The organism is Providencia rettgeri (assembly GCF_023205015.1).
In the GTDB taxonomy this organism is placed as follows: Bacteria; Pseudomonadota; Gammaproteobacteria; order Enterobacterales; family Enterobacteriaceae; genus Providencia; species Providencia rettgeri_E.
The window spans coordinates 4,139,228-4,161,087 of the sequence record NZ_CP096258.1; the positions used below are offsets into that span (position 1 = coordinate 4,139,228).

At 42.6% G+C, this 21,860-nt stretch carries 20 protein-coding genes and 3 tRNA genes; 3 read left to right on the top strand and 20 right to left on the bottom strand.

Annotation, left to right across the window (positions count from 1 at the left end; genetic code table 11):
- Positions 1–119: 119 nt before the first annotated feature.
- Positions 120–869 carry a CDP-diacylglycerol diphosphatase gene (locus M0M83_RS18945; protein WP_248467185.1) on the top strand — a complete coding sequence of 250 codons (750 nt, stop codon included), beginning with the start codon at positions 120–122 and terminating at the stop codon, positions 867–869.
- 90 nt (positions 870–959) lie between these two features.
- Here the strand turns inward: M0M83_RS18945 and rplI are convergent, their stop codons facing one another.
- From rplI to nsrR, 7 genes are all read right to left on the bottom strand, one after another.
- Positions 960–1,409, bottom strand: coding sequence for a 50S ribosomal protein L9 (gene rplI, locus M0M83_RS18950; protein WP_125890699.1), 450 nt, complete (start codon positions 1,407–1,409; stop codon positions 960–962).
- 38 nt (positions 1,410–1,447) lie between these two features.
- The gene (rpsR, locus tag M0M83_RS18955; RefSeq protein WP_000135199.1) at positions 1,448–1,675 is read right to left on the bottom strand and encodes a 30S ribosomal protein S18; all 228 of its coding nucleotides are present in this window, start codon (positions 1,673–1,675) and stop codon (positions 1,448–1,450) included.
- A 4-nt stretch (positions 1,676–1,679) separates the two neighbouring features.
- On the bottom strand, positions 1,680–1,997 hold the full coding sequence (gene priB / locus M0M83_RS18960) for a primosomal replication protein N (RefSeq protein ID WP_125890700.1): 318 nt from the start codon (positions 1,995–1,997) through the stop codon (positions 1,680–1,682).
- Positions 1,998–2,005: 8 nt separating this feature from the next.
- Positions 2,006–2,401, bottom strand: a complete 396-nt coding sequence (rpsF, locus tag M0M83_RS18965) for a 30S ribosomal protein S6 (protein WP_125890732.1) — start codon at positions 2,399–2,401, stop codon at positions 2,006–2,008.
- Between the two features lie 156 nt (positions 2,402–2,557).
- Entirely contained in the window at positions 2,558–3,307 is a 750-nt protein-coding gene (gene rlmB, locus M0M83_RS18970) for a 23S rRNA (guanosine(2251)-2'-O)-methyltransferase RlmB (protein WP_125890701.1), read from the bottom strand.
- An 88-nt stretch (positions 3,308–3,395) separates the two neighbouring features.
- Complete coding sequence (rnr, locus tag M0M83_RS18975) at positions 3,396–5,858, bottom strand: ribonuclease R (RefSeq protein ID WP_213913381.1); 2,463 nt, start codon at positions 5,856–5,858, stop codon at positions 3,396–3,398.
- 42 nt (positions 5,859–5,900) lie between these two features.
- Positions 5,901–6,323 (bottom strand): nitric oxide-sensing transcriptional repressor NsrR, encoded by a 423-nt coding sequence (nsrR, locus tag M0M83_RS18980; protein ID WP_125890703.1) that lies wholly within the window; start codon positions 6,321–6,323, stop codon positions 5,901–5,903.
- 501 nt (positions 6,324–6,824) lie between these two features.
- Here nsrR and M0M83_RS18985 point away from each other — a divergent pair.
- Entirely contained in the window at positions 6,825–8,027 is a 1,203-nt protein-coding gene (locus M0M83_RS18985) for a mechanosensitive ion channel family protein (protein WP_248467186.1), read from the top strand.
- 106 nt (positions 8,028–8,133) lie between these two features.
- On the opposite strand, the gene M0M83_RS18990 is transcribed toward M0M83_RS18985, so the two are convergent.
- The 9 genes from M0M83_RS18990 to tsaE all read right to left on the bottom strand — a co-directional run bounded on the left by M0M83_RS18990 (position 8,134) and on the right by tsaE (position 18,493).
- The gene (locus M0M83_RS18990; RefSeq protein ID WP_125890705.1) at positions 8,134–9,432 is read right to left on the bottom strand and encodes an adenylosuccinate synthase; all 1,299 of its coding nucleotides are present in this window, start codon (positions 9,430–9,432) and stop codon (positions 8,134–8,136) included.
- A 280-nt stretch (positions 9,433–9,712) separates the two neighbouring features.
- Entirely contained in the window at positions 9,713–10,714 is a 1,002-nt protein-coding gene (hflC, locus tag M0M83_RS18995) for a protease modulator HflC (RefSeq protein WP_109912137.1), read from the bottom strand.
- A gap of 2 nt (positions 10,715–10,716) precedes the next feature.
- Positions 10,717–11,922: an FtsH protease activity modulator HflK gene (gene hflK / locus M0M83_RS19000; RefSeq protein WP_248467187.1), complete on the bottom strand. Its 1,206-nt coding sequence runs from the start codon at positions 11,920–11,922 to the stop codon at positions 10,717–10,719.
- A gap of 117 nt (positions 11,923–12,039) precedes the next feature.
- Positions 12,040–13,320, bottom strand: coding sequence for a ribosome rescue GTPase HflX (gene hflX, locus M0M83_RS19005; RefSeq protein WP_213913383.1), 1,281 nt, complete (start codon positions 13,318–13,320; stop codon positions 12,040–12,042).
- 92 nt (positions 13,321–13,412) lie between these two features.
- On the bottom strand, positions 13,413–13,706 hold the full coding sequence (gene hfq, locus M0M83_RS19010) for an RNA chaperone Hfq (RefSeq protein WP_102138247.1): 294 nt from the start codon (positions 13,704–13,706) through the stop codon (positions 13,413–13,415).
- A 107-nt stretch (positions 13,707–13,813) separates the two neighbouring features.
- Positions 13,814–14,755, bottom strand: a complete 942-nt coding sequence (gene miaA / locus M0M83_RS19015) for a tRNA (adenosine(37)-N6)-dimethylallyltransferase MiaA (RefSeq protein ID WP_125890708.1) — start codon at positions 14,753–14,755, stop codon at positions 13,814–13,816.
- Positions 14,748–16,718, bottom strand: coding sequence for a DNA mismatch repair endonuclease MutL (gene mutL, locus M0M83_RS19020; protein WP_125890709.1), 1,971 nt, complete (start codon positions 16,716–16,718; stop codon positions 14,748–14,750). Before mutL ends, miaA begins: the two co-directional genes overlap by 8 nt.
- Positions 16,719–16,727: 9 nt before the next feature.
- Positions 16,728–18,014, bottom strand: coding sequence for an N-acetylmuramoyl-L-alanine amidase AmiB (gene amiB, locus M0M83_RS19025; RefSeq protein ID WP_125890710.1), 1,287 nt, complete (start codon positions 18,012–18,014; stop codon positions 16,728–16,730).
- A 14-nt stretch (positions 18,015–18,028) separates the two neighbouring features.
- Positions 18,029–18,493 carry a tRNA (adenosine(37)-N6)-threonylcarbamoyltransferase complex ATPase subunit type 1 TsaE gene (gene tsaE / locus M0M83_RS19030; RefSeq protein ID WP_125890711.1) on the bottom strand — a complete coding sequence of 155 codons (465 nt, stop codon included), beginning with the start codon at positions 18,491–18,493 and terminating at the stop codon, positions 18,029–18,031.
- A gap of 287 nt (positions 18,494–18,780) precedes the next feature.
- Here tsaE and queG point away from each other — a divergent pair, with 287 nt between their 5' ends.
- A complete protein-coding gene (gene queG / locus M0M83_RS19035; RefSeq protein WP_213913384.1) occupies positions 18,781–19,962 on the top strand; it encodes a tRNA epoxyqueuosine(34) reductase QueG in 1,182 nt (393 codons plus the stop codon).
- 683 nt (positions 19,963–20,645) lie between these two features.
- On the opposite strand, the gene M0M83_RS19040 is transcribed toward queG, so the two are convergent.
- The 4 genes from M0M83_RS19040 to orn all read right to left on the bottom strand — a co-directional run bounded on the left by M0M83_RS19040 (position 20,646) and on the right by orn (position 21,765).
- A tRNA-Gly gene (locus tag M0M83_RS19040) sits at positions 20,646–20,721 on the bottom strand.
- A gap of 42 nt (positions 20,722–20,763) precedes the next feature.
- Positions 20,764–20,839, bottom strand: a tRNA-Gly gene (locus tag M0M83_RS19045).
- Positions 20,840–20,879: 40 nt separating this feature from the next.
- Positions 20,880–20,955, bottom strand: a tRNA-Gly gene (locus M0M83_RS19050).
- 264 nt (positions 20,956–21,219) lie between these two features.
- Complete coding sequence (gene orn, locus M0M83_RS19055; RefSeq protein WP_213913385.1) at positions 21,220–21,765, bottom strand: oligoribonuclease; 546 nt, start codon at positions 21,763–21,765, stop codon at positions 21,220–21,222.
- Positions 21,766–21,860 lie beyond the last annotated feature (95 nt).

Below are 21,860 nucleotides of genomic sequence, written 5' to 3' on the forward strand. Positions count from 1 at the left end.
GCTTGCGTCAGAGCTGCCCTAAAACTTTGTCTGAATCATCGCTATATGTATTGATTTTTACCTAGCAACGAATAACTAATATTGTCTTTCACTACAATGCTAGGTAACTGAAAATTATTATGTTAATAAAAAAATGGATTAACGCTTTTTTAGGTACTGTTTTATTATTACTTACCGCTATTATTGGCTATATTTCATGGGTTAAACTCAATTCAAATGCACTTTGGAACATGATAAATGAACAATGTATACCACCGCAGCAAGCTGCGCTATCTTGTCTAAAAGTCGATAGAGATCAACAGTATGTGCTGTTTAAAGATAAAAAAGGGCCATTACACAACTTAATTATCCCAATGGAAAAAATCACAGGGATAGAATCCGCACGATTACTTGAGCGAAATATACCAGACTATTTTGATATTGCTTGGCAAGAACGGAAAAGCGTGTCGTCACAAGCGAACATCTCAATTTCTGATGATTTGCTCGCTGTTGCAGTGAATTCCCAATATGGCCGCTCCCAAGACCAACTGCATATCCATATTGCGTGTTTGAAACCTGAAATTAGTCAACAACTTAATCAAGTTTCATCGGAGATAACAACCGGCTGGGCTAAGTTATCAACTGAACTGATCGGCCATCACTATTTAGCCAAGAAACTCCAAAAATCCCCTGCCAAATTCGATAATGCATTTAATCAGCTCAATGAATACGTTGTAAAACATCATGATGAAATGGGCAATTATGGCCTAGCGATGGTGCAGCTGAAAGACGGTTCAAAGGTGCTGCTCGCAAACCGTTTTAGCATATGGGATTTGAATTTAGGTTCAGCGGGGGAATTACTCGACTACGAATGCTTGGCAAATCAATAAACTAAATACCAGAAAACAAAAAACACCGGACTTAGCCGGTGTTTTTATTTGCACCATGGATAACCCAATGATGCATATCATCATTATTGATTACTCAGCAACGATGATAACGTTCAGCTCTGCGAAAACATCGCTGTGTAACTGGAAGTGAACTTCATGGTCACCAGTAGTACGCAGAACGCCGTTTGGCAGGCGAACTTCGCTTTTCGCAACTTGAACGCCAGCCGCAGTAATTGCGTCAGCGATGTCACGAGTACCGATTGAACCGAACAGTTTACCTTCGTCACCAGCTTTAGAAGCTAAAGTCACAGAACCCAGAGCAGTAACAGCTGCTGCACGAGCCTGTGCTGCTGCTAGAACTTCAGCTAATTTAGCTTCCAGTTCAGCGCGGCGTGCTTCGAAGAATTCGATGTTTTTCTTAGTCGCAGGAACAGCTTTGCCCTGTGGAACTAAGAAGTTACGAGCATAGCCCGATTTAACGTTAACCTGATCACCCAGGCTACCTAGGTTAGCTACTTTATCAAGCAGAATAACTTGCATTACCTTATCCTCTATTAGTCGTTAATGGACTGTACCAATTACTGATGACGATCAGTATATGGTAACAGAGACAGGTAGCGAGCGCGCTTGATAGCACGAGCGAGCTGACGCTGATATTTTGCACGAGTACCAGTGATACGGCTTGGTACAATTTTACCACTTTCAGTGATGTAGTTTTTCAGCGTTGCGATATCTTTATAGTCGATCTCTTGAACGCCTTCCGCTGTGAAACGGCAGAACTTGCGACGACGGAAATAACGTGCCATATGGCTAGTCTCCAGAATCTATCAAATCAATCTGCTCGGCATGGAGGACTATCTTGCTGACCCCATTACGCCCTTGATGGGTACTAATGAAACCGCTTACTGTAATCCAACTGCCGACCGTTATACTGTGAGTATGGGCTTGTAAGGTTTGTCCGCTGGCAATAATGGGCATTCTGCACCATGCTTGCCTAGACAACCCCGCTTCCTGTTGTTGTGAACGATGTTCTAAAACAAACTGGCAGTGAGGAATGCCTGACGGACTCACTTTTCGAATCAATGCTTTACAGACTGTGCCTGTCAGCACCAAACGATTAGTGGTCACCTGCGCAATTACTCTTCAGAATCCCCAGCTTCTTCAGCTTCTTCTTCCTGATATTCATCAGACATGTCACGGCCACGACGTTCGTCTTTGGCTTTGACCATTGGAGAAGCTTCAGTTACTGCGTGTTTTAAGCGCATAACCATGCTGCGGATAACGGCATCGTTGAAGCGGAAGTTAGTTTCCAGCTCATCAATCGCTTCCTGTGGAGCTTCTACGTTCAGAAGAACATAGTGTGCTTTGTGCAGTTTGTTGATTGGGTAAGCCAGTTGACGACGGCCCCAGTCTTCCAGACGGTGGATCTGACCTTGTGCGTTAGTGATAACAGCACTGTAACGCTCGATCATGCCCGGAACCTGTTCGCTTTGGTCAGGATGGACCATAAAAACGATTTCGTAATGACGCATTAGTAGTTGCTCCTTACGGATTATTAGCCTCCTGTCTGGGTTAACCGCGGCCCGCGGAGGCAAGGAACTTGTTGAGTGCGGCTAAAAAATTGACGCGTAACTATACCCATCCCTGAGATAAAACTCAAGAGATGGATACCGTTTTACACTAAAATATTATTTTTCTGCGGAAACCGATAAGCGTTGACGCACGGCTTCAAATAAACAAACCCCTGTCGCCACTGACACATTCAATGATGACACCGAGCCTGCCATAGGAATACTGATTAACTCATCACAATGTTCACGCGTTAAACGACGCATACCTTCGCCTTCAGCCCCCATCACTAGCGCTATCGGGCCCGTTAGTTTGCTTTGATATACGTTATGGTCAGCTTCACCTGCCGTTCCCACAATCCATACATTATATTCTTGTAGTAAACGCAATGTCCTTGCCAGATTCGTCACGCGAATAAGAGGAACATTTTCTGCCGCACCACAAGCCACTTTTTTCGCGGTCGCATTGAGCTGGGCAGATTTATCTTTCGGGACAATCACAGCATGAACACCTGCTGCGTCAGCACTACGTAAGCACGCACCTAAGTTATGTGGATCTGTCACGCCGTCCAATACCAATAAAAATGGCGAGGGTGTGCTTTCCAGCAAATCAGGCAAGTCACCTTCTTGATATTGTTTTCCCGGTAATACTTTCGCAATAATACCTTGGTGAACTGCGCCTTCGGTTTGGCTATCCATCCATTGACGATTTGCCACTTGAACGACAATCCCTAGCGCTTCAATTTCGTGCACCAGCGGCATTAAGCGGCGATCTTCACGGCCTTTTAGAATATAGACTTCTTTAATGCGTTGCGGTGAACGCTCAAGTAAGGCTTTCACTGCGTGAATGCCATAAATCATTTCGCTCATAAATTTCTTATTTATTAATATAAATAGTAAAGTGGCGTATTAACGCCACTTTGGTTAATCACTGTGGTTAATAACTACAGCAAAAACATTATCCCTCTTGTTTTTGGGATTTTTTTGCAACACGTTTAGCTTTTAATTTTGCTGTAATTTTACGCGTTTTATCAGAGGGCTTTTTGCCTTTTCCTTTCGTCTCTGATTTGGCCTCGGCTTTTTTTCCTTTTTTCTCGGAACGACGAAATGCAGAATCAGGCTCGAAGTTTTTATCTTTGCTCACATCGGATTTTCGACGAGCAGAACGTGTCGCATTTTTTACTTCTTGCTTCATTTTGTCCCGAGCAGTTTTGCCTGGGTTTTTCGCTTTACGGGTGGTTGAAATTAATGCGAAATCAATGGTGCGCTCATCCATATGCACCGCTTCAACGCGAATTTCAACTTCATCCCCAAGACGGTAAGTCGTACCTGATGATTCACCAATTAAACGCTGACCAACTGCATCATAACGGTAGTAGTCATTATCCAACGTTGAAATATGCACTAAACCATCAATAAATAAATCATTAAGGCGCACAAAGAAGCCAAAACCGGTCACACTGGTAATTAAACCTGTAAAGGTTTGGCCAACTTGGTCTTGCATAAAATCACATTTCAGCCAGTCAGCCACATCACGCGTCGCTTCATCAGCACGGCGTTCAGTCATTGAACAGTGCTCACCCAGCTGTAACATGCTGTCCATGTCTGAATGCCAACCACCGGTTTCTGTCCAGCGCTTATCTCCATGGCCATGCTCTTTAGCCAGCAAATATTTTATTCCACGGTGTAACGTCAGGTCAGGGTAACGACGAATTGGCGATGTAAAGTGAGCATACGATTTCAAGCCTAAACCAAAGTGACCGCGGTTTTCAGGATCATAAATCGCTTGCTTCATCGAACGTAAAATCATGGTTTGCAGTAATTCATGATCGGGGCGTTCAGCCACTTCATTCATGACTTGCGCATAATCTTTTGGTTCTGGCTTCATTCCGCCCGGCAGAGTCAGACCTAATTCACTGAATACTGAGCGTAAATTCATCACGCTTTCTTCTTTAGGGCGGTCATGCACACGGTACAACGCAGGCTCTTCGTTTTTCTCAACAAACCGAGCCGCTGCAATGTTAGCTAAAATCATGCATTCTTCAATCAATTTATGTGCATCATTTCGCTCTACAGGTTCGATACTTTCAATACGGCGTTCTGCGTTAAAAATGAATTTCGCTTCTTCGGATTCAAAAGAAATCGCACCACGTTCAATACGTGCAGCATCAAGTGCTTTATATAATTGATGCAAATGCTCAATATGTGGCACTAATGTTTTATAGTGCTCACGCAGTTCTTCGTCTCCTTCCAAGATTTTCCATACTTTTGTATAGGTTAACCTTGCATGCGAATTCATAACCGCTTCATAAAACTTATATGAAGAAAGCTTCCCGGAAGCCGACACCGTCATTTCACATACCATACATAGGCGGTCAACACCTGGGTTAAGTGAACACAGGCCGTTCGATAGGACTTCCGGTAGCATAGGAACAACTTGAGATGGGAAATATACCGAGTTACCACGGCTACGGGCTTCTGTATCCAGTGCCGTTTGCTGGCGAACATAATAGCTTACATCTGCAATCGCAACCCATAAGCGCCATCCCCCACCTTTTTTCGGTGCGCAGTGAACGGCATCATCAAAGTCGCGCGCATCTTCACCATCGATAGTTACCAATGGTAGATCGCGTAAATCCATACGCCCTTTTTTCGCAGACTCAGGGACATGCTCACTCAGGTCAGCGACTTGCTTTTCAACCTGTGGTGGCCATGAATGTGGGATTTCATGAGTACGTAAAGCGATTTCAACCGCCATACCCGTTCCCATGGTTTCGCCTAATACTTCAATGATATTCCCCACCGCTTGAGAACGACGCTGTGGACGAGTCACTAACTCTACAACTACAACATTCCCCATGCGAGCACCACAAATGCGGTCTTTTGGGATCAAAATATCAAAGCTTAAACGGCTATCATCCGGTACGACAAACCCCATACCCGATTCGATAAAATAGCGACCAACAATTTGGTTATTCCGTGGTTCTAATACACGAACAACCCGAACTTCTGTACGTCCTTTACGATCTTGCCCATAAGGTTGCGCAAGAATAACATCGCCATGCAGGGCGCGTTTCATTTCATCTTGAGATAAATAGTAATCTTCTTTTTTACCATCGACGCGCAGGAAGCCGTAGCCATCACGGTGGCCAATGACTTTCCCTTTTAATAAGTCTAAACGCTCCGGTAATGCATAACACTGACGGCGAGTAAAAACTAATTGCCCATCACGTTCCATCGCTCTTAGTCGACGGCGTAAGGCTTCTAATTCATCTTCTGTCGATAAATTTAATAACTGTGCGATTTCTTCGCGATTGGCAGGCGCTGTACGTTTAGAGATAAGATCAAGAATATATTCTCGACTTGGAATTGGGGACTCGTATTTTTCTGCTTCTCTTTCCTGAAAAGGATCTTGTGACATCGTTACCTCCGTTGTCATCAGAATTCATAACTACCGCAAATGCTAATCGAGCAGTAGTTGATAGAGCGGGCTGTTGTCTTTCACCATGTCCGCCAGCGTGTATTGATCAAGTTCTTGTAAAAACTGCTGTATTGCTTGGTGTAGCACACCTTTTAAACGACACGCAGGTGTAATGTGGCAAAACTCGCCACTACAATTAACAAGGGTTAGGGGCTCTAGTGATCTAACGACATCCCCTATACGGATAGATTCTGCTGGTTGGCCTAGTGTGATCCCGCCATTTTTGCCTCGAGTGGCTTTAATATAACCAAGATGACTGAGCTGATTAATAATCTTAACCATATGATTACGAGAGACACCATAAACTTCAGTGACTTCTGTGATACTGGTCATTTTCCCTTCTGGGAGAGATGCCAAATAGATCAACGCACGTAATCCATAGTCTGTAAAACTTGTTAGCTGCACAATCACCTCAAAATTTTTTGGCTAAGCCAATCGCTATCTCATCATATCTGTCTTAATAATCTCAAATTATAGACAAATTACTTTCTATCTTTTTGTCTTAGGCCAATATTTAGGAACAAGATAGTGAAATTTACTGAGACTAATTTCGCCTCAATTTGACATCACAAGATAGCATTTTATTAGCGTTTAGCTTATCTACTCTACAAAGAAAAAGCAGTTCTATCATGGAGTAACCAGATGACCTGTTACCGTTATAGGGTATTTATTGCTCAACCTTTCTGCTATACATTTACAACAAATAATATCAAAGAACAATCGAACACATAATAGCACATATTTTTTGGCGACTCGTGTTTCTTGAGCTTACTCCTCTTTATCTATACTGTTTAAAAAGGTTTATAAAGAAATAGCCACTGACTTATCACTTTTAACATCAAATCTTTTTATTTGATTCGCTATACAATAAAGAGCCAGTATCATAAAGAGGTGACTTAGGGTAACATGGAACAAATCATTGAAATATATAATGATATATCAGAAAACACTTTCTTAATGGCCTCTTTTCTAGTCATCATATTGCTATTAACGTGGTTTGTAGGAAAAGTCATTTTTTTACGGGTTGCGAGAAGGTTATTACCATTATTCACGAATTTAAGTGACGATGAGTTAATTGATGGTATTGCTCGAAAAATTGCATCGATCGTCGCGGTAACGCTTGTACTTTATATCAACCAGATGCTGCCTTCCCTTTCTGATGAAGTAAACATTACGTTTAAAACTATCTGTTGGGCACTGATTATTATTAATGTTGCCGCATTAGTAAACGATGGCTTAGATGTGTTTATTATCCGTCAGTCAAAAAAAATATTACATCGTAATAATTCGATAAAAGGCTATATCGAAATAGCGAAAATTATTGTTTGGATAATTTCCTTTATCTTAATTATTGCGCTGATGACCGAACAGTCCCCGATCATTATTATTTCCAGCTTCGGTGCTATCGCTGCGGTATTAATGTTTGTATTTCAGCACACGCTATTATCGTTTGTAGCCAATATATTAGTATCAAATGGAAAAGTGTTAAAACTGTATGATTGGATTGAGCTCCCAAGCAGTAATATCAGTGGTGAAGTCATCGATATCGCGCTACATACTATTACAGTTAGAAATTGGGATAACACCATTTCACGCATTCCAACTAAAGATTTTTTGACTGAAAAATATACCAACTGGCAGCCCATGTTTTCCTCAGGAGGCCGCCGCATCAAACGTAGCTTTTATATTGATCAATCGTCAATTTCCTTTGCGACAGAAGATCTCTTTAATGAATTAAAAAATACCCCTCCCTTACGTCAAAGCATAGAAAGCATGTTAGAAGAACGAAGTGAAATTGGGGATATAAATGAATGGATGATAAATAATGGTGTCACTAACCTACAGCTGTTTAGAAAATACATTCTGAATTGGATAAAGCTGCGTGGCGATGTCAGAACGGATATGTATTTGGTGATACGAACAATGCCACCGACACCAAATGGATTACCTGTTGAAATTTATTGTTTTACACGCTCAACCACTTGGGTTGATTATGAAGAGGTTCAATCCGAAATTTTTGAGTATGTTAATGCATCTGCCAACTACTTTAAGCTACGAATTTATCAACACCCAGCAGGAAGTGATCTCGCTAATTTAAAATACCATTAGCCGATAACAAAAAACACCGAACAAATCGGTGTTTTTTCATCTAATTAAAATACTTGCTAATACATACTATGAGCAGGCTACTAGCAGTACCTAATCAGCCATTAGGCTATACGTCAAACGGGTCACGTAGAACCATGGTTTCTGAACGATCTGGGCCCGTTGAAATAATATCAACTGGAATACCCGTTAGTTCTTCAACGCGTTTGATGTAATCCAGAGCGGCCTGTGGCAATAATTCTCTTTGTTTCACACCAAAAGTCGTTTCTTTCCAACCTGGCATTGATTCATAAACTGGCTCTAAACCATCCCACTCATCTGCAGCTAAAGGAGTTGTTTCAAGCACTTTGCCATCTGGACGACGGTAACCTACGCAAATTTTAACTTCTTCTAAACCGTCTAAAACATCCAGTTTAGTCATGCAGAAACCTGACAGTGAGTTAATTTGCACTGCTCGATTGATCGCAACGATATCTAACCAACCAGTACGACGTTTACGGCCTGTAGTTGCACCAAATTCTTGGCCTTTTTCACGCAGGAATTCACCCACTTCGTCAAACAGTTCAGTTGGGAATGGACCTGCACCAACACGTGTTGAGTAAGCTTTGATGATACCCAATACGTAGTTGACATAACGAGGACCTAAGCCAGAACCTGTCGCCACACCGCCAGCAGTCGTATTTGAAGAGGTTACATAAGGATACGTACCGTGGTCGATATCTAATAATGTCCCTTGTGCGCCTTCAAACATCACGAATTCATTCTTCTGACTTGCTTTATAGAGCAGATCAGAAACATCAATGACCATGCCAGTCAGGATATCAGCCACAGCCATGATATCATCTAACGTTTTTTGGTAATCTACAGCAGGTTCTTTATAGTAATGAACAAGTTGGAAGTTATGGTATTCAACGATTTCTTTTAATTTTTCTGCGAACGTTGCTTTATCGAATAAATCACCAACGCGTAAACCACGACGAGCAACTTTATCTTCATAAGCAGGACCAATACCACGACCTGTTGTTCCAATCGCTTTGGAACCACGTGCTTTTTCACGCGCATTATCTAGTGCGATATGATAAGGCAGGATCAGTGGGCATGCTTCAGAAAGACGTAAACGTTCCCGAACAGGAACACCGCGGTCTTCCAATTCTTTCATCTCTTTCATTAATGCGTCTGGCGCTAAAACGACGCCATTAGCAATAATACTGATGACATTTTCACGAAGAATACCGGATGGAATTAAGTGGAGAACGGTTTTTTCACCGTTTACAACAAGAGTATGGCCAGCATTATGGCCGCCCTGATAGCGAACTACGTATTTAGCACGCTCTGTCAGCAAGTCAACGATCTTGCCCTTCCCTTCGTCACCCCATTGGGTGCCCAGTACGACAACGTTCTTACCCATTTTGAAATACACTCGGTTGCTTAAAAATGAATTCTACCATCAAAAATGAACTGTTCCAGTGATATTTTGGCAATACAAAAATTTTTTTCTGGAAAGCAAGTAAAATGGTATTTTTTATTTCTGCCGTAAACTCAAAATGAATGCCATCAGTTGAGCAGCTCAAATTTTCCCTGAAAAATCCTACACTTAAAACGACAGGCGAAAAAAAGCCCACCGAAGCGGGCTTTTCTTTAATAGATTAACAGTTATTTTGCTAGGTTGCACGCAACTTAACTTGTTATTAATCTGTCGCGCGAAGCTTAGTTGGCGCCTTCATAAAGCGGAAGAAGTCAGTGTCTGGACTCATGACCATCACGTCGTCACCACTCTTAAAGCTCTGTTCATAAGCACGTAAGCTACGAATAAACGCATAGAACTCTGGGTCTTGGTTAAATGCATCAGCAAACAGTTTTGTTGCCATTGCATCACCTTCACCTCGGTAAGTCAGCGCGGTACGTTCAGCTTCAGCCAACGTTTCTGTTACTGTTTTATCTGCAACAGCGCGGATTTTCGTTGCTTCTTCTTGACCTTGTGAACGGTGCTGACGTGCAACTGCTTCACGCTCTGCACGCATACGCGCATAGATAGCCTCAGAAACTTCGTTTGGCAGTTCGATACGTTTAATACGCACGTCAACAACTTCAATACCTAACGCCGCCATACTGTTTGCATTCACAACCAGTGGCTTCAGGTTCGTTTCTTCTTCAACACGTTTTGCGGCATCTGCAATCGCTGCATCTGCTTCTTTAGTCGCGTCGTCGGTTGCAGTACCTTTGTTCAAGGCATCACGGACATCGATAGTCAAACGACCACGTGAGTCAGTAATGATATCTTTCACGCTTAAGCGACCAAACTCAGAACGTAAACGGTCACTAAATTTACGTTTTAATAGGGTTTCCGCTTGGAATGGGTTACCGCCCCCCGTCGCTACATAGTAGCGACTGAAATCAGTCACACGCCATTTCAGGTAGGAGTCCACCATTAAGTCTTTGTTCTCACTTGTCAGATAGCGGTCGGCTTGAATTTCAAGAGTCTGAATACGTGCATCCAACATTTTCACAGTTTCAATAAATGGAACTTTGAAATGCAGACCCGGCTCATAAATGATCGGCTTGTTTTCAGAATCACGCAGAACCTTACCAAAACGTAAGACAATGCCACGATCAGTTTGAGGAACAATAAAGATAGATGCGTATGCAACTGCCAAAATGGCCAGAACGATAACAATTAGCGATTTACGCATGATTATTGTCTCCCTACTCTAACTGCATCACCACGAACAGCACTGTTTGGCTGAGCGGATGTTGCGCCATTAGATGACGCGTTATTATTTGGCGTCGCCATTCTGGCTGATGGACTGACTTTCGGTGCTGACGTCGCGTTCGTATTAGCGCCACGCATGATTTGATCAAGCGGCAGCACTAACATGCTGTTGCTCTTATCATTTGCAATTACTTTACGTGTATTACCTAATACGCGTTCCATCGTTTCGATATACAGACGCTCACGGGTAATCTCAGGTGCAGCACGATATTCAGGCAACATTTTTGCAAAGCTTGCCACCTCACCCTCTGCTTTGAAGACCACACTAGCTTTATAAGCTTCAGCTTCTTCAATTAAGCGTTGTGCATTACCTTTTGCCAGAGGAAGAACTTCATTTCGATAAGCATGTGCTTCACGAATGGTTTTTTGTTCTTCTTCCCTTGCTGCAATTACATCATCAAACGCTGCTTTAACATCTTCAGGTGGACGAGCCGCTTGGAAGTTGACGTCAAGCAGGGTGATCCCCATCTTGTATGGCGCAATTGTTGCTTCGAGCTCTTTTTGTGTAACATCACGGATAAAAGCACGATTCGTAGTCAATACTTGCTCCATTGCAGATTGACCAATTACACCACGCACAGCACTATCTAGCGCCTGACGCAGGCTATTGTCTGGGTTTGTGACGCTAAATAAATATTGTGCAGGATCTGTAACACGATACTGAACGTTCATTTCAACGCGGATCACGTTTTCATCTGACGTTAGCATCATGCCATTTGTCGCTTGCTCACGCACAGTTTCCACGTTGACAGGGATGACCCTATCAATGAAGGTTGGTTTCCAGTTCAAACCAGGCCCAACAACACCACTGTATTCACCAAAACGCAATACTACGCCACGGTCACTTTCTTTGATGGTGTAGAAGCCAGAACCTGCCCATACAACAACGATAGCAGCAAGAGCTAACATACCTAAACGGCCGCTGATTTGTGATGGTTGTTTATTATCATCATCACCACCGCCGCCTTTGTTTCCACCAAGCTTGCTGCCTAGTTTACGAAAGAGATCGTCGAGATCATAAGCCCCACGTTTTCGACCACCTTTGTTCCCGCCAGAGTTGCCGCCTTTATTGCCGCTTCCCCACGGATCGCGGTCTTGTCCGTCATTACCGGGCTGATTCCACGCCATGTTTTAGCTCCATTCTTTATGATTGATTTTCAGGGCTAAGAGCGATAGGGCTCTTAATATCAATTCCATTGCCTAACTATATTATTAATGGCCAAAGCATTATAAAAACCAAAGCAACTAAATAACGTAGTCAGGTAATTGCTGCTCTTGTTTGCACAGACGTCGCCAATCCACCATTGGCATACGCACCTCAAGGCCAATTGAGCCGTCCTCTTCCAGCCATTCACGTTCGATTGACTGAAGTTGATAGAAACGGCTACGTAAACGACCTTCATTCGGCGGTAAACGCAATTCAACATGTGCGATTTCACCTGAAAGACGTTCCGTCAATGCCTGCAGCAACAATGGGATACCATCGCCCGTTTGTGCTGAAACCCAGACACGAACCGGCTTGTTATCCTCATCTCTGTCAATACGCGGGACAAACCCCTCCAGCATATCGACTTTGTTCATCACTAAAAGTGTTGGTATTTCATCCGCTTCGATCTCTTCTAATACGCTTTCAACTGCATGAATATTCTCATCCAAGCGATTATCAGCTGCATCAATAACATGTAGCAATAACGTTGCTTCACGTGTTTCTTGCAGGGTTGCTTTAAAAGCAGCAACCAAATCATGAGGTAAATGACGAATAAAACCCACAGTATCTGCAAGCACTACAACACCCACATCTTCTACATCAATACGACGAAGCGTTGGGTCAAGTGTTGCAAATAACTGATCAGCAGCATAAACATCAGCGGCCGTCATGCGGTTAAACAAGCTTGACTTACCAGCATTGGTATAACCGACAAGCGAAATGGTCGGGATATCGGCCTTACTTCTCGCTTGACGTCCTTGTTCACGCTGTTTTTCCACCCGACTAAGACGAGATAAAATTTGTTTAATTTTATCCCTTAATAGCCGGCGGTCGGTTTCAAGTTGAGTTTCACCGGGACCTCGTAAGCCAATCCCGCCTTTTTGTCGCTCTAGGTGCGTCCATCCCCTCACTAAGCGAGTCGATAAATGCCTTAACTGAGCTAATTCAACTTGAAGCTTACCTTCGTGTGTACGTGCGCGTTGAGCAAAAATATCTAAAATTACCCCTGTACGGTCAACCACCTTACATTGGCAAATCCTTTCGAGATTACGTTCTTGAGCAGGGCTTAGAGTATGATTAAACAGCACCACATCTGCACCACTTTCCTCAACAGCTTGGGCAATTTCTTCTGCTTTACCTTCCCCAACAAAAAACTTTGGATGAGGAGCTTTACGACTGCCCGTGACTATTTGTACTGGTTTCACGCCAGCAGATGTCACAAGTGACTCAAATTCCGCTAGATTATCAACGTCTTTCTCTTGAGAAAAAAAGACATGGACCAATACAGCTAGTTCACCGCCTTCATACCTATCAAACAAGGTGTAACCTCTTAGGCTAAACAATTATTGCAAAGGAAAAACACAGGTACAGTCTCCCTACCCATGCTTTCCTTGTCTTTTAGCGTACAAACTTACTCAGTTACTTCGCCATCTTGCGCTGCTGGGTTACCTGACTGGTAATTACCATTACCTGTGCTACCAGTAGTGCCGCTATGATGAGAAACAGGGCGAGCAGGGACAACAGTCGAGATAGCGTGCTTATAAACCATCTGGCTAACTGTGTTTTTTAATAAAATAACAAATTGGTCAAAAGACTCAATTTGCCCCTGCAATTTGATGCCATTAACGAGATAAATAGAGACCGGAACCCTTTCACGACGTAATGCGTTCAGGAACGGATCTTGCAAAGATTGCCCCTTAGCCATTCTATGTTTTCCTTATTTTGTTGTTTTTAAAAGAGAATCTTTTAGATTCCAAAAAGTAACTACTCAAAAATTGCGCTTAACGTTCTAATTGTACACAAACATCAGTCCTATGCACGCATAACCTGCATAACGGTGCTAAGCGCTTGCTGTGGTTGTTCACTATCTAGCCAATGAACATTCTCCCAGCCTCTTAACCAGGTAATTTGACGTTTTGCCAATTGGCGAGTTGCACAAATTCCCCGATAAATCATATCATCATGGCTAATTTCACCATCCAAATATGACCACATTTGCCGATACCCCACACAACGAATTGAAGGGAGATCAACATGTAAATCATTTCGTTGATGCAATTTGCGAACTTCTTCTTCAAAGCCCGCCGCTATCATCAGATGAAAACGTTGTTCTATGCGCTCATGTAAAATTTTACGATCTTGTGGCGCAATAGCAAACTGAAACACATTATAAGGCAATTCTTCCCCGGCTGTTTGTATCATTTCAGTCAAAGTTTGTCCCGAAATGAGATATACCTCTAAAGCACGGGATAATCTTTGTGGATCGTTAGGGTGGATCCTTGCAGCTGCAACTGGGTCAACCTCAGTAAGACGGCGATGAATTTCCCCCCACCCTTGCTCTTTCGCAATGTGTTCAATTTCAGCACGCACAGTTGGATCCGCTGAAGGAAGTGGCGAAAGTCCTTCTAACAAAGCTTTAAAATACAACATTGTGCCGCCAACTAATAATGGAATTTTACCTTGCGAAGTAATTTCGGCCATGGCATTTAATGCGTCATGGCGGAAATCAGCAGCACTGTATGGTAGAGACGGATCGAGAATATCAATCAGACGATGGGGAGCTTGGCTGAGTTCTTCTGCTGTTGGTTTTGCTGTGCCGATATTCATCCCTCGGTAAATTAATGCCGAATCGACACTAATAATTTCCACAGGCAAATGCTTGCGAAGTTCTATCGCCAAAGCGGTTTTACCTGAGGCCGTTGGACCCATTAGGAATATTGCATCAGGTTTTTTTTGAGTTGCTAAATCACTCATTTGTTAGTGTAGCTACCACGGATTGTAAATTAATTAATTGTAATAATGTTGGTGGGGGATTTTTCACCCACTGCGGACACACCCGCTCAACATCTGCCAGCAACTGAATAGCCTGTGCTAAACTCCAACTTTCTTCTGTTTTAACCTGTGAAACAGCTTTAGCAAGCCATTGTGCTATCTCTTCGTCAGTTACACTTTCTTTTCCCGATAAAAAACCGAGTAATTCAGAAAAAAGCTGTGATAAATTTTGTGTTCTTAATGGTAACGATACCGTATGAATTGTGACTTTTCCATGTAATATCGTGGCTTCGATACCAAATATTGTCAATTGTTCCTTGTACCGCTGTAAAACCTCTATTTCATCATTTTTAAGTGACACTTTTAGAGGTATTAATAATGGTTGGGGCTTTAAGGCTCCACCACTCGGTGATAACTGTGACAATTTCAATAAATAATTAGCTTCCGTTAAGGATAACAGGATTAGCCCTAACGAAGACTCAATTAATGCAAAGTTTTTTGCGTAAATTGTCAATACTTTGCCAAAAAGGTAGTTATCCGCATTTTTTGCTACAGGTTGTGAGGATATTTGCGGTGAACTGATTGGGTTACGTTCAGGAAAAAGCGGTTTTTTATCTTCAGGAGCAACAGGAATAGACATTAAGCTCTGATACAGTTCACCGGCTTTTTTGTCATAAGTTGAACCAAACGCTTTTGCTGGTACATTTTCTGAAAAACCTGACGTTGATTTCGGCGAAGAGAAGGCGTGATTTACCGCATTGTCCATTAAGTGACTAGCTTGTTTATTCGATGTCTTAGACTCTTGAGCGGTATTTTCGATTCGCGTATGGTTTTCTGTCTTAAATTGCTTAGGAGCCACGCTAGGAGAAGAAAAATAGTTTTCCCCCGCAGAAGGCCGATTTTCCAGCTCTGCATTTACTGGTTCAATACCCGGAAGCTCATCAATAGATGCGGCTTCTAATAATACTGTTCGTACCGCTTGATAAATAAAATCATGTACCAGACGAGCTTGGTGAAAACGAACCTCATGTTTTGCTGGGTGTACGTTAACATCAACTTGTTTTGGGTCAATGGTCAGATACAAAACATAAGCAGGCTGCTGGTTTTCGTCTAAATGCCCTTCATAAGCTTGGCGAATAGCATGATTAATCAGGCGGTCACGCATCATACGGCCATTAACATAGCAATATTGTGTTTCACTACCCGACGTCATTGATGGAGAAACGACCCACCCTTTGATTGCAAGATCGCTATGTTCCCAAGACAACGCTAAAGCGCCTTGTATGAAGCCTGTTCCACAAATCGTGCCAAGCCGCCTTTCTTGCTGCGCCTCATCATGGGCGGCACGATATTGTTTTACCAATTTGCCATTGTGAGTCAGGTTGATAGCCACATCAGGGCGAGAAAGCGCAATTCGGCGAACAATTTCATCAATGTGCCCAAACTCGGTTTTTTCTGTGCGCATAAATTTACGGCGAGCTGGCGTATTATAGAATAAATCTAATACCTCAACTGTTGTGCCGTTGGGGTGGGCAGCAGGTTTAACCATCACATCCATATCCCGACCTTCGGCATAGGATTGCCATGCTTCTGTCTGGTCTGCGGGCTTTGATGTCAACGTTAAACGTGAAACAGAACTGATACTCGCGAGTGCTTCACCGCGAAACCCCATACTCATAATGGCTTCAAGGTCATCCAATGTGGCAATTTTACTGGTCGCATGGCGAGCTAAAGCCAGAATCAGTTCATCTTTACTGATTCCACAGCCATTATCACGAATACGGATCAGTTTTTCTCCGCCACGTTCAATATCGATATCAATACGCGTTGCCCCTGCATCAAGACTGTTTTCTACGAGCTCTTTAACCACTGACGCAGGCCTTTCAACCACCTCGCCCGCTGCAATTTGGTTGGCAAGTTGTGGGGAGAGAATATGTATTGCCATGTCTCCCCCTTATTGTGGCGCCGCTTGTATTGGATTTGCCAAGAAATATTGACGCAATCCTAAATGAATCGCTTCTGCAACTTTGTCTTGGAATTCATTAGATTTTAGCAACTGCTCTTCCGCGGTATTACTAATAAACCCTGTTTCCACTAAAATCGATGGGATATCAGGAGAACGCAATACACCTAGACTTGCATGTTCAGGGGTTCTTTTGTGAATATTACCGACTTTTCGCAGCTGTTCGATCACTTTAACTGCAACATCGTACCCCACACGCTGAGAATGACCGAATTGTAAATCTAAAACAGCTTGGCTTAAGTAAGGGTCCGCGCCACTCAGTGCATCACCCGCCCCACCTAATAATTCCGATTGTTTTTCACGTTGTTCTAGCCAACTACCCAGTTCACTATTTGCACGTCGATTAGACAAAACCCATACTGATGCTCCGCGTGCGCTGCTATTCGGGGCCGAGTCTGCGTGAATAGACACCAACATATTCGCCCCTTTCTTACGTGCCACATCAGAACGACCACTAACAGAAATAAAATAATCACCGTCACGTGTCATCGCGGGCTTAAACATTGGGTCGGCTTCAAGGCGTTGGTATAATTTACGTGCAACGCTAAAAGTCACATCCTTTTCTTTATAACCATTCTTACCTATCGCACCCGGGTCTTTACCACCGTGACCTGCATCGATGGCAATGACAACCTGCTTACTGCCTTTTGGCATACTCTTATATTTAGTCGGTGTAGGTGTCGCAACAGGTGCAGACTCACTCATCTTCAACGGTTTATCTTGAGTGCTATTTACTGCTGGTTTAACCGTATTATTGGTTCGATTAAAAGAGGTAGAACCGGATGAACTCCCAGTCGATATCGTTAATACCAACTGATATTCACCTGAAACTTGTTTAAGTACCGCTTTCGCTTTTGCTGCTCGGGATAACTCCAAAACTAAGCGTTTGTGTTGGTTATCAGAAGGTTGGCTCGCTCGTACTAATTTTACGAGGTCTCCCGCAGGAACTTTAAGGGGTAAACCAATGATCTCACCTCGCTGTTTGATATCAACAACAAGGCGCTCAGGTGAATGCAATGGAAAATAGGAGTAATCGGGCTTACCATCAATAAAGCTTAGCACCACTTCTGCTTGTGATGGGCTGTTATTAACTTGAATATTTGATAATGTTGCCGCGTGCGCTTTTGCAGCAAACAGCCACATGACTGATACCATAAACAAGACGAAAACAGTAAAAAAACCCTTTTTTGTTATTCTGTGCATTGATGCATTCAACATGAGCAATAGCTTCCTTAGAGTAGGGGTAATGCTTCTAACAACGACTCCCCATTGGCAGAAAAAGCAACAAAGTGAGCCTGACGCCCTTCGCCTTGATAGGTCAGATGGAGCTCAAGATCCGCTTCAGGTAAAAAACCTTTACCTTGTTGCGGCCATTCGACCAAACAGATCGAATTTCCAGAAAAATAGTCACGAATTCCCATAAATTCAAGTTCTTCAGGATCAGCTAACCGATAGAGATCAAAGTGAAAAACTTGGCGATCTGCTAATTCATAGGGTTCAACCAAGGTGTAAGTTGGGCTTTTTACGTGACCTTGATGGCCCAGTGCTTGCAAGAAGCCTCGGCTAAAGGTCGTTTTCCCTGCGCCGAGATCACCATATAAATGAATAACTGTACCTTGATGGCAAGCCTTAGCGATAGCATTACCTAACGCAACAGTTTGCGCTTCATTGGCAAGTTGTATTGTACGTTCTTTCATATTGTTCTTTTTTATGTCATTAATAGGCTGTGTCGCCTGTTTATCCTTTAAATGCATAGTTTATATTGCTGTTCAAAATGCATAAAGAGATATCAACAAACATCAATATTACCGCTTATCTTAACCTAAGATGGGGCTTTTTTCTTAATTAACATTATCTAAATGATGAGTTCAGAAATATCCTATAATTGCTCTCAATACTGAGGGCATTTTTTCATCCCTTTTGATGAACAACGCAGGTCATGATAGAGTGCCTGCCGTTTTACTCTTTATCAATATAGGATCCGATGGCAAGATACCTCGATCTCGATCTTCTCGCTCAGAATATTAAACAATGGGGCATTGAAGCAGGTTTCCAACAAGTCGGGATCTGCGATACTGACCTGTCTGCGGAAGAGCCCAAATTACAAGCGTGGCTAGATAAACAATTTCATGGCGAGATGGAATGGATGAGCCGCCATGGGATGATGCGAGCCAGACCCCACGAACTGCATCCAGGCACGTTACGTGTCATTAGCGTGCGCATGAATTACTTGCCAGCTAAAGCCGCATTTGCCAGTACACTAAATAACCCTGAATTAGGTTATATCAGCCGCTATGCACTAGGGCGAGACTATCACAAGCTGTTAAAAAAACGCCTAAAACAACTTTCAGGTCGTGTTGTAGACTATTGTCGTGAATTTAATGGAATGATACTGGCCGATGGTACCACCATCGATGATCTTAATTTTCGACCTTTTGTCGATTCTGCTCCAATCTTAGAGCGTCCTCTTGCGGTAAAAGCGGGCTTAGGATGGACAGGAAAACATTCATTAGTTTTAAATCGTGAAGCAGGATCTTGGTTCTTCCTTGGTGAATTATTGATTAATTTACCCGTTCCTGTCGATAAACCTATCGAAGAAGATTGTGGCCGCTGTGTTGCTTGTATGACAACCTGCCCAACCGGTGCGATTGTTGAACCTTACACCGTCGATGCAAGGCGCTGTATTTCTTATCTCACCATCGAGCTAGATAGTGCTATCCCTGAAGAATTTCGCCCGCTAATGGGAAATCGGATTTACGGTTGTGATGACTGCCAGCTCATTTGCCCATGGAACCGTTTTTCTCAACTTACGGATGAAGACGATTTTAGCCCAAGAAAGGCGTTGCATACACCAGAACTGCTTGACTTGTTCTCATGGGACGAAAAAACCTTTTTGAAAGTGACCGAAGGCTCGGCGATCCGCCGCATTGGCTATATTAAGTGGTTAAGAAATATCAGTGTCGCGCTAGGCAACGCACCTTATCAAGATAGCATTGTTATCGCATTACAAAACCGGCTTGGAATTAACGCTATGTTGGATGAACACTTCCAATGGTCTATACAACAACAGCTTAACCGACGCAATGCAAACCAAGTTACAATCCAAACTTCGCAACAAAAACGTCTTGTACGAGCTATTAACAAAGGTTTACCGAGAGACGCCTAGAAAAAAGCCTGCCATATATCTGAAATCAAGAATTGTCAAATCAATGTGAATAAAATAAAAAATGCTTAGCTGACAATAGGTAAAGAATTTGCAAGCTACGCTAGCCTCATTTTGACAAAATAACCCACAAAACAATAAAATCAATAAGTTACAATAATGCAACTTAAACGCTAGAATTAATTAGCACAACAGAAATTTATTAATTAGCCTGTGGATAACTCTGTGTAATAAGTTATTTCAAATCGCGATAAAAGCGCAGGTTGATTGAGTTAGCTGTGGATAACTTTCTAATGTCTCGTTGAAAAGAAAAACACTGATTTTACGTTAACTAGCAATACAAAAGTGACCAAAAAGCAAGGTTAAAATGAAAAAATACTCGAAGTAAATAAAAAAGCATATTTTTGTTTATTGTTTAAACTTCGTGTTTTCATCTTAGAGATGGAAGTAAAACACCCTATTGCTAAGGGGTGGCTATTCTATTGTGCCCCGAAAGTGAATGCAAGCACAAATCTGGATATGATCCAAAAAAGATCGCAAAAACCTTTTAGATCCTAGTGTTCAAGGAATAAAATAGTGAACAAGCGCAGTTCGTATGCACTACGTGATTTCACTTAATAAAAGTGAGATAAATGGATATTATGTGAGATTTAATTAAGAAAAAAGTTAAGAGATAAAGAAAATATTGGAGCGGGAAACGAGACTCGAACTCGCGACCCCGACCTTGGCAAGGTCGTGCTCTACCAACTGAGCTATTCCCGCATTTGGTGGGTACTGTTCTTTCACTAAAACACTAAGAAAGTTTGGAGCGGGAAACGAGACTCGAACTCGCGACCCCGACCTTGGCAAGGTCGTGCTCTACCAACTGAGCTATTCCCGCATCACGAAAATAGTGCTTTAGCTAAAACATCAAGAAAATTTGGAGCGGGAAACGAGACTCGAACTCGCGACCCCGACCTTGGCAAGGTCGTGCTCTACCAACTGAGCTATTCCCGCATCACATTTCTGGATGTTTCACGTGCCGACTCAATCACAAAAACTTCATCGGTACGGGGAGCGCATTATACGAAAAATTCAGATACTAGCAAGCCCTTGCGCTCAAAATTTTTATTTTTTTATCCGTTTGCCGACAAAACAATCACAATGATGATTTTATCGACACCCGTTGTAATAAACTGATTTCAATACGTTAACATTGTTAACTTATTGAGAAAAAACCGCGAATGAAAGTCGCCAATGGCGACTTTCATAACGAATCATTTATTCTTTAATAAATGTTTCCCGGTAATAAGCTAATTCAGCCACTGATTCACGAATATCATCAAGAGCTTGGTGGGTATTTTTCTTCGAAAAACCCGCTAAAATTTCAGGTTTCCAGCGACGAGCGAGCTCTTTTAGTGTGCTGACATCAAGATAGCGATAATGGAAATAGCTTTCTAATTCAGGCATATAGTTGAATAGAAAACGCCTATCTTGCCCAACACTGTTTCCACAAATGGGTGATGCCCCCTGTGGAACCCATTGCTCTAAAAATTCAATCGTGGCTAACTCAGCTTCACGCTCACTTACGGTACTTTTGCGTACACGTTCAACTAAACCGCTGTTGGTATGGGTGTTTACATTCCACTCATCCATTAAAGCGAGTTGTTCATCCGTTTGGTGTACTGCAATGACAGGGCCTTCTGCTAAAATATTAAGATGACTATCTGTTACAATGGTCGCTATTTCAATAATACGATCACGAACAGGATCGAGCCCTGTCATTTCTAAATCGATCCAAATTAAATTATTCTCATTCTTTTGCATGATATACCCTAACCGCATTCTATGAAGTTAAGGTATGATAGCACTCTTCATGCCTTCAGTGACAGGCGTGAGTAACCCTAAAATACCGCCCACAG

What these genes read in the sequence shown, in the direction of transcription:
- tsaE (WP_125890711.1), bottom strand. Translation starts at nt 18,493, where the DNA reads ATGAAAGAACGTACAATACAACTTGCCAATGAAGCGCAAACTGTTGCG.
- rlmB (WP_125890701.1), bottom strand. Translation starts at nt 3,307, where the DNA reads ATGAGCGAAATGATTTATGGCATTCACGCAGTGAAAGCCTTACTTGAG.
- miaA (WP_125890708.1), bottom strand. Translation starts at nt 14,755, where the DNA reads ATGAGTGATTTAGCAACTCAAAAAAAACCTGATGCAATATTCCTAATG.
- M0M83_RS18945 (WP_248467185.1), top strand. Translation starts at nt 120, where the DNA reads ATGTTAATAAAAAAATGGATTAACGCTTTTTTAGGTACTGTTTTATTA.
- amiB (WP_125890710.1), bottom strand. Translation starts at nt 18,014, where the DNA reads ATGTTGAATGCATCAATGCACAGAATAACAAAAAAGGGTTTTTTTACT.
- mutL (WP_125890709.1), bottom strand. Translation starts at nt 16,718, where the DNA reads ATGGCAATACATATTCTCTCCCCACAACTTGCCAACCAAATTGCAGCG.
- hflC (WP_109912137.1), bottom strand. Translation starts at nt 10,714, where the DNA reads ATGCGTAAATCGCTAATTGTTATCGTTCTGGCCATTTTGGCAGTTGCA.
- orn (WP_213913385.1), bottom strand. Translation starts at nt 21,765, where the DNA reads ATGCAAAAGAATGAGAATAATTTAATTTGGATCGATTTAGAAATGACA.
- hfq (WP_102138247.1), bottom strand. Translation starts at nt 13,706, where the DNA reads ATGGCTAAGGGGCAATCTTTGCAAGATCCGTTCCTGAACGCATTACGT.
- M0M83_RS18985 (WP_248467186.1), top strand. Translation starts at nt 6,825, where the DNA reads ATGGAACAAATCATTGAAATATATAATGATATATCAGAAAACACTTTC.
- M0M83_RS18990 (WP_125890705.1), bottom strand. Translation starts at nt 9,432, where the DNA reads ATGGGTAAGAACGTTGTCGTACTGGGCACCCAATGGGGTGACGAAGGG.
- queG (WP_213913384.1), top strand. Translation starts at nt 18,781, where the DNA reads ATGGCAAGATACCTCGATCTCGATCTTCTCGCTCAGAATATTAAACAA.
- rpsR (WP_000135199.1), bottom strand. Translation starts at nt 1,675, where the DNA reads ATGGCACGTTATTTCCGTCGTCGCAAGTTCTGCCGTTTCACAGCGGAA.
- rpsF (WP_125890732.1), bottom strand. Translation starts at nt 2,401, where the DNA reads ATGCGTCATTACGAAATCGTTTTTATGGTCCATCCTGACCAAAGCGAA.
- rnr (WP_213913381.1), bottom strand. Translation starts at nt 5,858, where the DNA reads ATGTCACAAGATCCTTTTCAGGAAAGAGAAGCAGAAAAATACGAGTCC.
- rplI (WP_125890699.1), bottom strand. Translation starts at nt 1,409, where the DNA reads ATGCAAGTTATTCTGCTTGATAAAGTAGCTAACCTAGGTAGCCTGGGT.
- hflK (WP_248467187.1), bottom strand. Translation starts at nt 11,922, where the DNA reads ATGGCGTGGAATCAGCCCGGTAATGACGGACAAGACCGCGATCCGTGG.